Annotated in this window: 12 protein-coding genes and 1 pseudogene; 4 read left to right on the top strand and 9 right to left on the bottom strand. The window is 70.1% G+C overall.

Going from position 1 to position 15411, the window contains the following annotated elements:
• Window positions 1-60: 60 nt before the first annotated feature.
• The 5 genes from ABD225_RS06650 to ABD225_RS06630 are packed head-to-tail and all read right to left on the bottom strand — an operon-like array spanning window position 61 to window position 5624.
• Window positions 61-984, bottom strand: a complete 924-nt coding sequence (locus ABD225_RS06650) for a DNA-3-methyladenine glycosylase family protein (RefSeq protein WP_344082729.1) — start codon at window positions 982-984, stop codon at window positions 61-63.
• On the bottom strand, window positions 981-1829 hold the full coding sequence (locus tag ABD225_RS06645) for a class I SAM-dependent methyltransferase (protein ID WP_344082727.1): 849 nt from the start codon (window positions 1827-1829) through the stop codon (window positions 981-983). Before ABD225_RS06645 ends, ABD225_RS06650 begins: the two co-directional genes overlap by 4 nt.
• 11 nt (window positions 1830-1840) lie before the next feature.
• The gene (locus ABD225_RS06640) at window positions 1841-2824 is read right to left on the bottom strand and encodes a lysylphosphatidylglycerol synthase domain-containing protein (protein ID WP_344082725.1); all 984 of its coding nucleotides are present in this window, start codon (window positions 2822-2824) and stop codon (window positions 1841-1843) included.
• Window positions 2821-4647: a glycosyltransferase gene (locus tag ABD225_RS06635; RefSeq protein ID WP_344082723.1), complete on the bottom strand. Its 1827-nt coding sequence runs from the start codon at window positions 4645-4647 to the stop codon at window positions 2821-2823. The genes ABD225_RS06640 and ABD225_RS06635 overlap by 4 nt, the downstream gene beginning before the upstream one ends.
• On the bottom strand, window positions 4644-5624 hold the full coding sequence (locus tag ABD225_RS06630; protein WP_344082721.1) for a glycosyltransferase family 2 protein: 981 nt from the start codon (window positions 5622-5624) through the stop codon (window positions 4644-4646). The genes ABD225_RS06635 and ABD225_RS06630 overlap by 4 nt, the downstream gene beginning before the upstream one ends.
• 212 nt (window positions 5625-5836) lie before the next feature.
• On the opposite strand from ABD225_RS06630, the pseudogene ABD225_RS18685 reads away from it, so the two are divergent.
• Window positions 5837-6130: pseudogene (locus tag ABD225_RS18685) on the top strand (cholesterol oxidase substrate-binding domain-containing protein); the annotation flags it as partial.
• Between the two features lie 90 nt (window positions 6131-6220).
• Here ABD225_RS18685 and ABD225_RS06625 read toward each other — a convergent pair.
• Window positions 6221-8368: a hypothetical protein gene (locus ABD225_RS06625; protein WP_344082719.1), complete on the bottom strand. Its 2148-nt coding sequence runs from the start codon at window positions 8366-8368 to the stop codon at window positions 6221-6223.
• 50 nt (window positions 8369-8418) lie between these two features.
• Between ABD225_RS06625 and ABD225_RS06620 the strand changes: the two genes are divergently transcribed.
• On the top strand, window positions 8419-9123 hold the full coding sequence (locus ABD225_RS06620) for a TIGR03089 family protein (RefSeq protein WP_344082717.1): 705 nt from the start codon (window positions 8419-8421) through the stop codon (window positions 9121-9123).
• 9 nt (window positions 9124-9132) lie between these two features.
• Here the strand turns inward: ABD225_RS06620 and ABD225_RS06615 are convergent, their stop codons facing one another.
• Entirely contained in the window at window positions 9133-10254 is a 1122-nt protein-coding gene (locus tag ABD225_RS06615) for a peptidoglycan-binding domain-containing protein (RefSeq protein ID WP_344082715.1), read from the bottom strand.
• Window positions 10255-10587: 333 nt separating this feature from the next.
• On the opposite strand from ABD225_RS06615, the gene ABD225_RS06610 reads away from it, so the two are divergent.
• The gene (locus tag ABD225_RS06610; protein WP_344082713.1) at window positions 10588-11385 is read left to right on the top strand and encodes a CoA transferase subunit A; all 798 of its coding nucleotides are present in this window, start codon (window positions 10588-10590) and stop codon (window positions 11383-11385) included.
• Window positions 11386-11388: 3 nt separating this feature from the next.
• Window positions 11389-12027 carry a CoA transferase subunit B gene (locus ABD225_RS06605; RefSeq protein ID WP_344082711.1) on the top strand — a complete coding sequence of 213 codons (639 nt, stop codon included), beginning with the start codon at window positions 11389-11391 and terminating at the stop codon, window positions 12025-12027.
• Window positions 12028-12078: 51 nt separating this feature from the next.
• On the opposite strand, the gene ABD225_RS06600 is transcribed toward ABD225_RS06605, so the two are convergent.
• Both ABD225_RS06600 and ABD225_RS06595 read right to left on the bottom strand, forming a co-directional pair.
• Window positions 12079-14361, bottom strand: a complete 2283-nt coding sequence (locus ABD225_RS06600; protein WP_344082709.1) for a SpoIID/LytB domain-containing protein — start codon at window positions 14359-14361, stop codon at window positions 12079-12081.
• Window positions 14358-15389, bottom strand: a complete 1032-nt coding sequence (locus ABD225_RS06595; protein ID WP_344082707.1) for a glycosyltransferase family 2 protein — start codon at window positions 15387-15389, stop codon at window positions 14358-14360. Before ABD225_RS06595 ends, ABD225_RS06600 begins: the two co-directional genes overlap by 4 nt.
• Between the last annotated feature and the right edge of the window lie 22 nt (window positions 15390-15411).

Genomic DNA, 15411 nt, shown 5'->3' with positions numbered 1-15411 from the left:
ATCCGGTGTCGCCGCCGGCGTGTTTCCCGAACTCGACCTCTGAGGTGCGGGCTGAAATGCTCAGAAGGAGCGGGTCGGCAGGTGCGTGGGGAGGGTGAAGCGTGGGCCGCGGCGGGGTCGGCCAGGGCCGCCGCCGAGCGCGAGCAGCGCCTGGACGCGGAAGCGGTGGCCGACATATGGCTCCAGCAGCTCCTCCAGGCCGTCGTCGTCGATGTCGTGCCCGAGCAATTGCCAGCCGATTTCCTTGGCTACGTGATAGTCCCCGAAGCTCGGGCTGTCGGGATCGCCCAGCGCGCGCTGCCCGACCTCCGCCATCGTCCACCGGCCGACACCGGGGATCGCCTGGAGGCGGGCGCGAGCGGCCGGCAGCGGCATACGAGCGCACTCCTCGAGCCGTCCGGCGCGTTGCACGCAGCGCATCACGGTGTCGGCGCGTTGCGAGGTGACGCCCGCGCGCAGGAACTCCCAGGACGGGATGGCCGCCCATTGCGCCGCCGTGGGCGCCAGTCGCAGCCCGGGGTTCGGGCCGGGTGCGGAGGCACCAAAGCGCCACACCAAGGTGCGATAGGCCGCGAAGGCCTCCTTGCCCGTGACCTTCTGCTCGATCACCGCGGGCACGAGCGAATCGATGACGAGGCGCGAGCGCGGCACCCGCCAGCCGGGATTGGCCGCCCACGCCGCCGCGACTTGGGGATGGTGGGCGACGAACCCGGACCAGTCATCGGAGGCGCCGAGCAGGTCCGGGAGTCCGTCGAGGAGCCAGTCGCCGCCGCTCCCCCACGCCCTCGCGATGACCGCACCGTCGGCGGCCGACGAGCACACCACCATCGTGCCGGGCCCCTCAGGAGTATGCCGACCCAGCCAGATCCCCGCCTCGTCGCGCCGAAAGGTCGGGTCGCCCCCGCCGTGCCGATAGCAGCCGAGGATCGCCCCGACGGCGAGCGGATGCCCGGGCCGATAGGTCCGGGTTGCCTCGCTGGTCACCGCCGCCGGAAGCTCAAAAGAATAAAGGTGTAGTCGAGGTCGACCCGGTCCCAGTGGCACGGACGCTCGGGATGACGCAGCACCTCATCGGTCAACTCGCCCACCAGATCTAGCCCGACCGCGTCGGCATCGGCGACCAGGGCACGGATCTCTCGCGGGCTGAAAATGTGCACGGGCACGCCATATGCCGTCTTGCCCGCCGTGTCCGGTGGCTCGTGGTCGTAGTCGGTAGAGATCACGAGGATGCCACCGGGGCGCAGGATGCGCGCGCACTCGGCCAAGAAGGGCTGCAGGGGGACTCCGTGCTCGATGACCGACATGCACGTCACGGCGTCCAGGTGTCCATCGGGTAGCCCCGTCGCCGTGACATCGCCATACCGGAAGAGCACGCCATCTCGGCGCACCGGCGCATCGAACTCCAGGTTGATCCCGATGAGGGAGTCAGCGGCATCGCCGAGACCATAAAGCCGCAGCCAGGGCAGGATCGGCGAGTAACGCGCGCTGCCAGCATCCATGACCCGCTCCGGCAAACCGCCCTCACGGCCCGCGAGCGAGAGCACCGCCCCGAGCGCCCCGAGCGCATCCCAGTTCTTGACCTTGTCGCGGTGCAAAGGCAGCCGCAGCGCTCGAGCCTCCCGCATGGCGGCCTGGGCCTCGGCGCGGGACTGCAGCACGCCGGTCGGTGCGACTGCGCGCGGCAGCGGACGCGACACGCCCCGTCGCGCCTCGAGCCGGCGCTGCCCGGCGACGCGCGCCCACAGAGCATGCTCGGCAGCACGCTTGGCCAAGGCCAGCGCCCGCCCCCCGGGCGGGGCGGCGACCTGAGGTTGCGCGGAGGAGGTCATGAGACGCAAGCCTACGGCGCGCTCGGCGACGGCAGGAGGTGGTGCGCACGCGCCCAGAGCCAGCCGGCCCCCGCCCAGACGACATCGGCGACGACCGTGACGAACCGCGTCAGGACCACCACTGCGGTCGCCGCGCTCGCCGGCATCACTGTCACAAGCAGCAGGATGAGAACGCCCTCACGCACTCCGACACCGGCGGGAAGCAGCACGCTCGCCATCCCGGCCGCTGCCGCCAGGCAGAAGCCGCTGACGCAGATCAGCGCCAGCTCCCCCGCGCCCTTGCCTGGGTTGGCGAAGTCCGCGGCGAACGCCCAGGCAATCGCGCCGGTCGCCGCCCACGCGGTCAAGGTCCACAGTCCGGCGGCAAGGATCGCCCGCCCACCGAGTTGGTGCTCCAAGGGCTCGCGGCGCAGCAGGCGCAGACCCAGGGCCACGCCCCGATTGAGCAGCGGCGGATAAAGCGCCAGCAGCAAGAGCACCCCAGCGACGCCGGCGAGCGCCACGGTCAAGCCCGCGCCACGGCGCAGCAGGACCGGCACCGCTGGCAGACCGATGAGCACGCCAGTCACCAGCGCCAGCACCATTGCCACGAGCCCCACCACACCCGTACGTCGACGGGGTATGCCGAGCCGCGCGGCCATTTCCGCCTGGGCGACCACACTCCATACGGATCCGGGGAGGTATTTGCCGAGTTGGCCGACGAGGAAGACGCCGCTTGCGGGCGCGAGATGCAGCGGCGAACCGAGGTCCGCGAGCAGCGCCCGCCACCCGAGCGCGGTCAGCAGCGGCGCCGCGAGTCCGGCGAGGCTGGCGAGCACCCAGGCCGTGGGCGATACTTCGGTCAGGTGGGTGGAGACCTGCGACCAATTTTTCGCCAGCGCCGCCGCGACGAAGACCAAAACGAGCGCAGCCAAGACGATCCGGGCGATGGCGAAGGCGCTGCGCCGAGTGGGCGCCGCAGCCGACACCGCGCAGCTGTCGTCGGGCTCGCTCACCGTCGGCGCCAGGTCAGCCGGGCCAGGCCGTATGCCGCGTCCGGGTCCCGGGCGCCGCGCGCGGCCCGTCGCATCCGGGCCGTCAGTTCCCCGTCGAGGTCCCCCACGAGCCGCAAGCCAGCATTGTCGGCATGGGCCAGGACACCGCGCACGTCGGCCGGGCCGAGAGTGCCCTTGGCACTTGCCGGGCCGAGCGCGATGGTGGTGATGAGCAGCCCGCCGGGCTTGAGCGCCCAGGTCGCCTGGCCGAACAGATCGCCGAGTTCGGCGGCATCGCAGTCGCGCGGATGCAGCCGGGTCAGCACATCAATTGACCCGGGGTCGACATCGAGTTCCTCATCGGCATCGATCTCGACGGGCGCGAAACCAATCGCCGTCGCCCAGGTCGCGAAGGGTGAGCGTGGCCCGGACCGATCGACGATTATCGCGCTGCGGTGGCCGTCATCCTTGACGCGCAGCACCGCGGCCAGCCCACCGAGGGCCGCCCAGCCACTCTCGCGATCGCCTCGCCGGGGCAGCCCGAGGTCGCGCACCACATCGCGCGCGTCCTGCGCCTGCGAGGTGATGCCGAGGATGTCGGTGGGCGTGACCCATTCCGGAAGGTCGGCCGCGCTCAGGTCGAGCCGGGGACGCAAGCCAGCCAACATGCCCCGTGCCCGATCACGCAGCGTCACCGACGAGCGCTCCTTCGGCGGCAGGTCCATCGCGGCCAGGGTCTCGATCGCCGCGAGGTAGTTGGCCCACGGCCCACTCAAGTCCGGCTCCTCGACACCGGCGCGCAGCCGAGCGAGCTGATCCGGGTCAGCCAGCGCGCGCAAGGCGGCCACGAGCGCCTCGTGGTCACGCGGCGGCACCAAACTTCCGTCGACGCCATCGCGGATATCGCCGGGGAAACTCCCGACCGCCGTCGCCAAGACCGGCAGGCCGTGCTTGTGCGCCAGCAGCGCATTCTGCGAGGCCGTGGCCGTGCGATAGGTCAGCGCCAGGACATCGTGATCGGCCAGCAGGGTGGCGAGTTCCTCGGCCGGGACGTAGCCGGGCCGGATCGTGACGCGGCCAGCCACCCCGGGCGCTCGCGCCGCCGCCGCAACCTGCTCCCCCGCCTCACCCCACGCCTCCCCGGCGACGGTCAGCGTCGGCCCGGGCACCTCGGCCAGCGCCGCGATCAAGTCGGTGATGCCCTTGTATGGCCGCACCAAGCCGAGGGCGAGGAGGCGGGCCGGACCGGCATACGCATCCCGGTGCACGGGATCGCCGCCGGGCAGGTGCGGGGGCAGGGCCGCCTGCCGCACCAGGCCCGCTCCCAGCGAGCGCGCGAGCGAGGCCTGCTGGGGGGTATGCACGAGCACCGCGTCAGCGGCCGCGAACAGCCGACGCACCAGCGCCTCGTCGCCGGGCTTGGGCTCGTGCGGCAGCACATTGTGGGCGAGAACGACGACTTTGGGCCGACGCTCGTCGCGTGGCAGGGCGGCGATCATCGCGAGATTGGCGGGGATGATCTGCGGCACGACGTGCACGAGGATCAGTAGGTCCTGTCCGGCCACCGAGCGCCCGACGCGCAGCCACGAATCGGGCCGGTTCCAGGCCAGCGGCCGCCGGGTGCCGGGGAAGGGCGGCGTTTCGGGCCGCGCCGGATCGACCTGCTGCTCGCCTGGATACAGCAGGGAGGGGTACATCCGGGTCCACGAGATCAGGTCGACGCGATGGCCGGTGGCGGTCAGTTGGTGCGCGAGCTCAGTCGTATGCACGGCGACCCCGCCCTTGAAGGGGTGCGCCGGGCCGACGATCGCCACGGCGAGCGCGGCGGGGTCCCCGGGCGTCATACCCCGTCTCGGGATCGCACGACCAGGTCGGCCAGCAGGGCCACCGCCCCAATCAACAGCCCGCTGACCAGCAACAACAGAGTGTTCGCCGGGAAGTAGAAGGGGTGGCGAACCATATCGACGATGCCCTTGACGAAGCCGATGCCGACCAGCCACAGAGCGAGCGGCATGAGCACCTTCAGCGGATCGAAGTACATCACCATGCGCAGCACCTGGAGGATGTAGCGGTAGGCGTCGTTGACGAAGTGAAACTTGCTCGTGCCGGCGCGCTTGGCATAGGACGTCGGGACGTACAGGATGTCGTGCTGGTTGGACAAGAAGGCGATGGTGATCGTCGTGACGCACGAGAAGCCGGCCGGCAACAGTCGCAGATAGGGCAGCGCGACGCTGCGCCGGAAGGCCCGCAGCCCCGAGTTCAGGTCCGGGATTTTCTGGTTGGTCAGGCGCTCGGCGACTTTGCGGATCAACCACTTGGCGGGCACCCGGGCCCACTTGTGGGTGCCCTCTTCCGTCGTGCGGGCACCGACGACCTGGTCGTATGACGGGTCGTCCAGCAGGTAGCGCACGAGCTCGGGGATGCGCTCGTTCTCGTAGGTCATGTCGGCGTCGGTCCAGACGACGATCTCGCCAGATGCCTGCTGGGTGCCGATCCGGCGCGCGGTGCCGGAGCCGCCATTGCGGCGGAAGGGCAGCAGCCGGATGTTCGGGTAGTCCCGCTGGGCCGCTTTCAGGACTTCGAGCGTGTTGTCGGTCGAGGCATCGTCGATGCACAGCAGTTCGTAGGTGAGGGCGCTCCCGAGCATCGCCTCCGTGATGCGCTCGATCTCGAGCAGGACGTGTTCGCCCTCGTTGTAACAGGGCAGCACGATGGTGACGAGCGGCTTGGCCGGGGCGTCGGGGACGGGTGCCGGGTCGGGCTGGCCGGCCGGAAGGGCGACGGTTGCGCTGGGCGAGGGCGGGGCGACGAGCTCGGTCATTGTGCTCTCGAGGGTACCTGGCGCAGCCCGCCCCACCTATCCACGCGGCGCCCGTGGCGGAGGTCGGTTGCCGAGCCGATCTGGCCAACTGGGCGGCCGCGGCCGGCTGGCGGCTGCGGGCCAGCGGCTACTCCCACAACTGGAGCCCCCTGGCCATCGATCCGGTCCGCAGCGACCCGGCGCGAGTCCTCCTGGTGGACCTGCGCGCGGGGATGTCGTCGGTCCAGGTCGACGCCGCGTCCCGGCAGGTGAGCGCTGGCGCGGCCGCGACCGCGCCGGTGCCCGGGCGCCCGGAACTCGACACGGTCGTCTGGCTCTCGATCCTCACCAAGCCGGGCACGCCCGGGGCCCGGACCTTCTTCGACGAAACCGAGCAGTGGTTCTTCGGCAACTACTCCGCCTATGCCGTCCCGCGGGTGGAGTGGTCGAAGGGCTGGGCGTATACCGGATCGGGCCCGTACACCGATGCCGCGATGCTCGGCTCGACCCTGCCCAGCGCGTATGGGTCGGGTTTCGCCCAGCCCGCGCGACGCTCAATGCCCTCGACCCGCGCCGGATCTATTCGTCACCGTTGCTGGACCACTTGCGGCCGTAGGTCACTCCCCCGCCGGTCTCGGGTATGCCGCGAGCCACACGTCCAGGGTCAGTGGCACCAGGGTGTCGGGTCGCCGGACCAGGAGCCGGTCATCCTCCTGCACCGTGACGGCCGACGCCTGCGGTGGGTTCGTGATGCCGAGCGCCGTGATGGCGGCCGGAGAGTCAGCGGCGAGGAGGACCAGGCGAGCGCCGGACTCTTTCGCCACCCCGGTGGCGATGGCATCCAGTGCGGAGCGCAGGGCCACGGGATCGCCCCGCAAGCCGCCGGTCGTGGACAGCGCGGGGTGCCCGCACATACCTCGCACAACTTGCGGCCATTCGTTGGCAGCCCGCGAGTCAATCGCGATCACGACATCGCCCGGCGAGAGCGCATGACAGACGGCCCCCGTCGCGGACAACGAGCCGCGCTCGACCCGCTCGGACCGGTGCGGCCAGGTGGCAAGGGTCGCCGGCACGACCAAGGCCCCGACGCACATCAGCGCCGCGATCCGGCCGAGGGCCGTGGGTGTGCCACCTTGTCGAGCCTCGGCCAAGCCCGCTTGCTGGCGGGCAGCATCTTCGGTCCGCGTCACCGCACGGAAGCCGCGCGCCCACAATCGGGCCGCCGCGACGACGACGAGCACTGCCACGAAAGGCAGCGCGATGATCAGCCGCCGATCCGCCCATGGATGATCCGGAGTGATCCCCGGACGCCACAGCGTCAGCGCGGTCGAGCCGGCCGCCACGACAAAGGGGCCGGTCCACGCGGGCAGCGCGTCCCCGCTCGTCCATCGCCGTCCAAGATGCGCAAGCCCAAGCCCCAACGCGAACAGCGCGACCACCAGGGCGACCGGCCCGACATACCAGGACAGCCACGCGACGGACTGCTCGGCATACGTCCGGCCACCATCTATCGGCAGGCCTTGGCGCTGCTGCAGACCGGCCACCACCCGCGACCCAGGATCCGCGGGATCCTGGCGCACCGTCATGAAGAGCGGACGTGCCGCGAGCGACAAGCCGACGAGCAGGGTCCCGAGCCCCAAAACTCCAGGCAGCAGCCGCCCCAGACCGCCCGGCATCCGCATACCCCGCCGGTGGGCAACGACGAGAGCCAGCGCGAGCAGGCCAAAGAGCACGCCGAGCGCCCCCAACGGGATCAGGCTCGGGCCGATCTGGCCCACATACTGATTAGACAGAGCCAGCGCCGCCCCGAAGGACAGCACCACCCCAAGGCCGGTGCCGAGCAGCAGCGGGCGCGGCCAGGCCCGACCCTGCATGATCCCGAGCGCGGCCACCGGCAGCAGCAGGATGGCCTCGCGCAGCCCATCGATCCGGACCAGGCAGGTCGCGCCAATCAACAGGCCGGCGAGCAAGCCCGCCCGGCGATCCTCAAAGCGCGCCGCCAGCAGCCACGCCAGGAAGCCGGCTCCGAGGGTCAGCAGCGCCAGGGGCTCGGAATAGGTCGCCCGGGAGGTATGCAGCACCGGGAAGATCAGCGCGCAACTGCCCGCCGCCGCCGGACCCCACCACCCGCCCGCCATGAGGGAGACGAGCAGCCCGATCGCGAGGATGCCGAGGGCGGCGAACCAGGGCGGCATCACCAGGGCCCCGCCGACCCCCTCGATCCAGTGGCCCAGTGAATAGAGCGCCGCCGGACCGATGACGAATTGCGGTTGGATCGCTGGCGCAGCGCTCGAACCCACCTCGAAGAAGGCCGGGCTGGCCAATGTCACCCCGGGAATCTCAAGGATGGAAGGACCGCCGATGCTCACCGCGGGAACCGACACCAGGCGATGCCCTGTCTCGGCGAGGGCGATGGCCGCCTGCAGATTGCTGCCGGCATCCCGGCGCGGCAGCACCTGAGAACTATGCGTCGACGCAGCCCACCAGCCGGCCGCCAGCCCGACCCCGACGAGTGCCAGCGACGGTCCCCTCGCCATCCGCCCGGCGGGCACCCGCGCGACGACGACGCCGATCCCGACACCTGCCAACACCACCAGCGGCCAGACGAGCGTTGGACGCCACCACCCCAGGCCACCTAGCGGCACGGCCAGCAGCGCAACCGCCAGGACCCACAGCCCCGCGCCGATGACACCGCGCTGCAACCAGGCTCCAAGGCCGGTGCCGCGGTCGATGCCGTCAGCCGGCTGCTCGATCCTTGCGTTCACGAGCACCAAACCTAATCGGGAGGTCCGACAGCCCCCGTAAGGTGACCGGCATGCGTGTCGATGACCTCCTGCCCGCCCTCCTGCGCAGCGACCAGGCCCGCCCGCGGATCACCTGCTACGACGATGTCACCGGCGAGCGCATCGAGCTCTCGGGCAAGGTCTTGGCCAATTGGGTCGCCAAGGCGGCCAACCTGCTCATTGAGGAGTATGACGCCGGCCCCGGGACCGTCATACGGCTGGACCTGCCCCCGCACTGGCGGACGGCATACTGGCTGCTCGCGGCCCTCGCGGTCGGGGCTACTGTCGACCAAACGACGGGCGCACCAGACGTCCTCGTGACGACGGATCCGAACACCGGCCCAGCGCCCGCGACGATCGTCGTCACCCTCGCCGCCCTGGCTCGATCCGCGAGCACCCCGCTCCTGCCGGGCGCGATCGATGAAGCCAAGGAACTGGCCGGCTATGGCGATCGCTTCGAGCCCTGGGAGCGCGCGGACGACGACGCTGCAGCCCTGATCACCGATCCAGGCCCCACCGGCGCACCCGACCAGCTCACCTACGCCGGCCTCCCAGACGCCCCCGGCGACCTCCCGGGCGGGACGCGCGTGCATACGACCGACACCGCCCCCGGAGACTTCCTGCACCTGCTCCTGTCGGCCTATGCCGCGGACGGTTCCCTGGTCCTCAGCCGCAACGCGGACCCGCAGAAGCTTCCGGATCGCCTCGCGGCTGAAGGAGTCACCGAACAGCGATAGGCGCGCGAGTCAGCGTCCGGCGCTGGCCGCCACCGCGATCGCGTCTACCTCGGCCGAGAACTGCGCGAACCGCATCCGCGAGCGCAACTCCTCATCCAGAGCCGCCCAGGTCAGGTCGCGGATGACGCCGGTCTGGGCGAGGCGGTATTTGCCCTGAACTCGCTTGACCGCCGTTTCGGTCCCAGAGCCGAAGACGCCATCCTGCGTCAGCCGCAGCGCGCGCTGGGCGTCCTTGACCGCCTGACCGCTCATGCCTTTGCGCAGCACAGTCGTCGAGCGGTACTTGATCAGCGGATATTGCAACCGTTCCATCTGGTTCCACACACCCCGGTTGACTCGGCCCGTGACGTCGAGCTTCCACTTCTTCTGGAAGGCCAGGACCGCATTGCGCGTGATCGGGCCGAACTCCCCGTCGGCGCCCACCCCGAGATTCTGCTGGGCGAGCACGACCGCGTCGCCGGCCGAGCCGAGCTTGAGCAGCGTGTCTTTGTATTGCGTGAACTCGGTCTCCACGCTGACCAGCGGACCATTGCTCGTCCCGCATTTGGTGGTGCTCGTCGCCGTCAGCGCCTTGCCGGTCCACCAACTCGTGCGCTTGCACGCACCATCCCAGCCGAAGCTGAAGTGGATGTGGTCGGTATGCGGTACGGCGCCGGTGTAGGTCGTCCACGTCTCGGGATTGCGATAGGACTTCCAGGACTTGCCATTCCAGATGATGTACATCAGCCCGAGCCGGCGGGCGTTCGCCCCGTAGACGCCGTTGACCGGCATCGTCAGCCATTTCGTGACGGCGTCAGCAATCTCCTTGTCGGCGGGGTCGTATGCCGACAGCATCCAGTCCAGCGCGCGCCCGTCATAGTGTTCGGAGACATCGCCGAGGCAGGTCCGGACCGTGTGGTAGTCGGTGCGGTTGTAGTGGGTGGAGACCAGTTTCGCGAAGTCCGCGACCCCGGGCCGGGTCACAAGTTCGCAGAAGCTCTGTCCGACATACGGCTGCGACGCATCGACGGCACTCGGCAGGGTCACCGGCGGCTTCGGCGGCGCGGGCACGGTGGCCTCGGCGGCCGTGGGGATCGCGACAGCTGCCGCCGCGAGCGCGGCGAGGACGAGGGAGGGACGGGGGTGGGTCATGCGTGAACTCCTGCGGTGCGGCCGGGCCGGGGCTCCGGGACGTATGCCGTGTGGGCGGGCACCCGTGTCGGTGCCGACCGCGCTACCGGGCGCCTCATTTGTCCCACGAGTCACAGCACCTGTGCAAGCACCCCGGCGCGTCGCCGCCGGTGTCGCGCCCGGTGTCTGGCGCGGTGTGGCGCCGGTGGGTCACCGCAACTCAGCACAGGTTGGTCGAATCTGCACACCGTGCAAGCTCTGCGGATTTGACTACCTTCTGTTAGCCGAAGTTGCACGAGGGGGCCCGCGGGCACACGCGCCGAGGCACGCGGGCGGGGGTCCTATGGTGGACGCATGGACAAAGTCGTCTCCTCAGCCGCCGAAGCGGTGGCCGACATCCGCAGCGGCGCCACCCTGGCCGTCGGCGGGTTCGGGCTCTGCGGCATTCCCTCGGTCCTCATCGCCGCCCTGCACGACGCGGGTGTCGATGGCCTGACCGCCGTCTCCAATAACTGCGGGGTCGACGACTGGGGCCTCGGGGTCCTGTTGCGCGACAAGCGAATTGCCACGATGGTGGGGTCTTATGTCGGGGAGAACAAGGAGTTCGAGCGCCAGTTCCTCTCGGGAGAACTTGAGGTCCGTTTGACCCCCCAGGGCACCCTGGCCGAGAAGCTGCGCGCCGGCGGCGCGGGCATCCCGGCCTTCTATACCGCCACCGGCGTCGGCACCCAGATCGCCGATGGCGGCCTGCCCTGGAGGTATGCCGACGACGGCTCGGTCGCGCTCGCCTCGCCGCCGAAAGAGACCAAGCAGTTCACCGTCGGCGGCGTCGAGCGCACCTTCGTCCTTGAGGAGTCGATCGTCACCGACTACGCGCTGGTGCGGGCCTGGAAGGGCGACCGGCACGGCAACCTGATCTTCCGGGCCTCAGCACGCAACTTCAATCCGCTGGCGGCCATGGCGGGCCGCGTCACCATCGCCGAGGTCGAAGAACTCTACGAACCGGGCGAACTCGATCCCAACCAGATCCACCTGCCCGGCATCTATGTTCAACGGGTCGTGCCCCTGAGCGCCGAGCAGGCCGCCACCAAGCGCATCGAGCGCCGCACCACCCGTCCCCGACCGCAGACCGACACACCCCAGGAGGCGTGAGTCATGGCCCTGACCCGTGAGCAGATGGCGGCCCGCGCCGCGGCGGAACTGGGGGATGGCGACTACGTCAACCTCGGCATCGGCCTGCCGACCCTGGTCCCCAACTATGTCGCCGACGACATCGAGATCGTCTTGCAGTCCGAGAACGGCATCCTCGGCGTCGGCGCCTATCCGATCGAGGGCGAAGAGGACGCTGACCTGATCAACGCCGGCAAGGAGACCGTCACGCTGCGCAAAGGTGCCAGCATCTTCGACTCAGCAACCAGTTTCGGGATGATCCGCGGCGGCAAGGTCGATGCCGCGATCCTCGGCGCCATGCAGGTCTCGACTGTCGGCGATATCGCCAACTGGATGATCCCCGGCAAGATGGTCAAGGGCATGGGCGGCGCGATGGACCTGGTCCATGGCGCCAAGAAGGTCATCGTCCTCATGGAGCATGTCGCCAAGGACGGCAGCCACAAGATCGTCGACGAATGCACCCTCCCGTTGACCGGTCAGCGCGTCGTCCAGCGCATCATCACCGACCTGTGCGTCATGGACGTAACCGACGCCGGGCTGGTCTTGCGCGAACTCGCCCCCGGCGTCACGCAGGAGCAGGTCCGCGCCGCCACCGGCCCGGACTTCACCACCGACCTCGCCTGAGCGGGAGCGGGCTGGCGCCAGAACGTCCCCGCCCGCCGGCCCCCCAGCGCCTCAGGACTCCAGGACGGCAGTCCAGGTGGCGTCGTTGATGTGCGCCGGGCCGCCGATGCCGGTCACGGTGCCGATCCACCCGAGGCTTTGCAGATAGGCCGCCGAGTTCCCAGGCAACCGGTCGGTGTCGATGAGCAAGGTCGGGCGAGCGAAGGCCGCGCCCAGCACGCCATCCTGCAGCATCGCGTTGTCACCCGATGCCACGACCAGCCGCGTCCCGGGGATCCGCGGAACGAAGTAGGCGGACACGGCGACGGACACGCCATACCGATCGGCGCCAGAAAGCCGGACGGTCGTGATCTTGCGTGCCTGAAGCTGCGACACGACGGCGCCGGACACCGATGCGGACCCGCCGACAACCTGCGCGGTCTTCGGCTTGGCCGCCTGCAGGAAGCCCGCTGCCGGAGCACTCAGCGACGCCGGCGCCGTGAAGAGGATCGCCGAGCCCGTGCCCGCCGCCGGGCCACCGACGGTGATGGCGTCCGGAAGCGCATTGCCCCCCACGACGATGACATTCCTCACCGGCTTGAGCTGGTGGAGGCGGGTCGCGATATTGGCCGAGACCTCGAAGCGGTCCGCGCCGGCGATGCGCACCACCGTCATGCCGCGGGCCTTGAGCTGGTCGACGACCCGCTCGCTGATCGTGGCCTCCCCGCCGATCACGTATGCCGTCTTCAGGGCCGAAACGCGCCGATTGAGTTCGCCGACGGTGGGCAGGGGTATGGCGTACTGATCGGTCAGCAGGACCGGCGCCCCGAGCGCCTTGGCCAGCGGGGGGACGGCCACCGCGTCGGCGAGTTTGTTCGGATCTGCGCTGGTCAGGACCACCGTCGACGCGGTAGCGGGCACTGAGCGCGCGATGCTCACCGCCAAGCTCGCTTGATCAGGGGCGCTCAGGCGTTCGCCGCGGTGCCGGACCCACGGCGAGTTCAGCCCGAGCCGGCCAGCGAACAGCGCGCCGGGAGTCAGCGTCGCGGCGCCCGCGCGGTCATAAGCCTTGACGGTGCCCAGCGCGTGGCTGGGCGCGCGGGTCGCGAGGTTCAGCCGGGCCACCTCGCGGCTGCCGGTGGCCGCCTGAAGGTCCGCCGCGGAGACTGTCTTGGACCAGAAGAGGTAGGGATTGCCCGGCTTGCTGGACCACGGGTCGGCCTTCGCCACGAGATAGGGCAGCGCCGTCCCCCACGCATCCGCCGAGGCTTGGGTGTAGCCACCATTGCTTGCAGAGTAGTAGGCGCGCACAACCGCCCCGGCATACCTCGGCACGACCCCGGCCGTCGCGGTTCCGCCGGCGCGCACAGCGTTCTTCCACGCCGTCCAGTACGGCAGGTTGCCCGTCGCGGGATAGCCATAAAAGACCTGGTCATAGGTGCTGTCATAGACATGGCATGAGCAGTCCGGCCGCAAGCCGTCCTTGACCTTGGAGAGGGCGTATGCCCGCGCCGCCGCCGCCTGCGCCTGCAGAGCCGCTGACGGCCACCCCCAGGGCATCTCCGCGATCCGGTCGAGGTACTCATCGTGCAGACGCACCCGGAGCCCCACCTCCAAGGTCCCCGTGTTGTCGCGTGAGGGGACGATCGTGAGGATGCCCACGTCATAGCGCCCGCCGCCGACATTGGCGAGTGTCTTGCCATCCGCAAAGCGCATTGTGACCTGGCTGCTGCTCAGGCTAGCGCCGCCCGTGCACGACGGGCACGAGACAGTCACGCCCGCCGACGTGCGGCTCAACGTCACCGTATTGCCCGCGACGCCTTTGATCGTCTTCCCGCCGGCGCTGAGGCTGAACGCGCCGCCACCGCTGGCCAGCGCACTCGTTGTGACGACGGAGGAGGAGACATCCGATTGCAGATTGACCACCAGCGTCATGGCATCGGCAGCAGGGCTCACGGTCGTGCCCGAGTAGTAGAACTTCAAGATCTGCGCCGCGCTCCACCCGGCCTGCGCCTGGGCGAGAGCGCCGTACTGGCTCATCCCGACCCCGTGCCCCGCGCCCGCACCCTGCAGCGTCCACGTCGCCGGCACTCCCGCGCTCAGCGCGGCACCACGAGCGCCCCCCGCCTCCGGAGTATGCGGACCGCTTGGGTCCTGGTCCATCGTCCCGCTTTCGAGACCCACCCCCCAGCCGCCCGCGCGCAGGGCCGCCGCATCACTGATGACCCGCGCCGTGTCCGCCCCTGGCGCCGAGGCGGCGGCCGCGGCGGCCGTGGCGTTGGCCGTGGGAGTCGTTATACCCAGGCAGGCCACCGCCAGGCCCAGGGCAAGGTGGCGGGTACGGCGCGCGGTCATAGGGATCCTCCCGTTCGCGGGTCGGCCATCCGACCCTCGGCGAGGGAGGGGGGCGAGGTGAGGTAGCCCAGACCCCACGACCAGTGCATGACGGCGAGTGCCGCCGGAGTCAGGGCACGAACCGCTGGCGGTTCGCCCTTGCCGGCCAAGATCCCTCCCAGGGTGACGGCCCCGGCATAGGCCGCCGGAATCATCAAGGCCGGACGCCACACTAACCCCAACAACCCCATCGCGGTAGTCCCGAGAACCATCGCCGGCGGCGCGAGATAGCGCAGGTTGATCGAGCCCTCGTGATGGCGCGCAATGACATGCCGCCACCGGCCGTACTGGAAGTATTGCCTGGCCAGCGCCTTGGGCGTGCTCCGGGGCCGGTAGGTCACGACCAGGTCGGGCGTGAACCAGATCCGCCCGCCGCGAGCGCGGATGCGGTGGTTCATCTCCCAGTCCTGGGCGCGCGCATAGTGCTCATCGAAGCCGCCGACCGCCTGGAGCATCTCGCGCCGGAAGACTCCGAGATAGACCGTTTCGGCCTCCCCCGCGGCCCCCCCGACGTGGAAGGCGGCATTGCCGACACCGATCTTGCTGCGCATGGCGGTCGCGACGGCGCGCTCGAACGCGGTCCGACCCGTCGCCAGCATGACGCCGCCGACATTGTCGGCGTCCTGCTCTTGCAGAACCCGGACGGCCGTGCGCAGATAGTCGACGGGAATCTCCGCGTGCCCGTCGACCCGCGCAATGATTTCGCCGCGCGAGGCACCGATCGCGGCATTCAAGCCGTTTGGGGTCCGGCCTGTCGGGTTCGGGACCAGCCGCACCCGTTCGTCCGCCGCGGCGAGGCCTGCTGCGACCTCGTCGGTCCGATCGCTGGATGGCCCCAGGGCGAGCACAATCTCGAACTCCCCCGGATAGTCCTGAGCCCCGATCATCGCCACGGCATCGGCGAGATGTCGCTCCTCATTCAGCACCGGCACGATGACCGAGACAAAGGGCCACGAGGGTGCGGACGCGGTCGAGTCATCTGCTGGCACGCCCCAAGTATCACCGCCGCCC

The sequence above is a fragment of the Nostocoides veronense genome, assembly GCF_039531185.1.
Lineage (GTDB): Bacteria > Actinomycetota > Actinomycetes > Actinomycetales > Dermatophilaceae > Nostocoides_A > Nostocoides_A veronense.
This window is presented reverse-complemented; position numbering and strand designations above follow the sequence as displayed.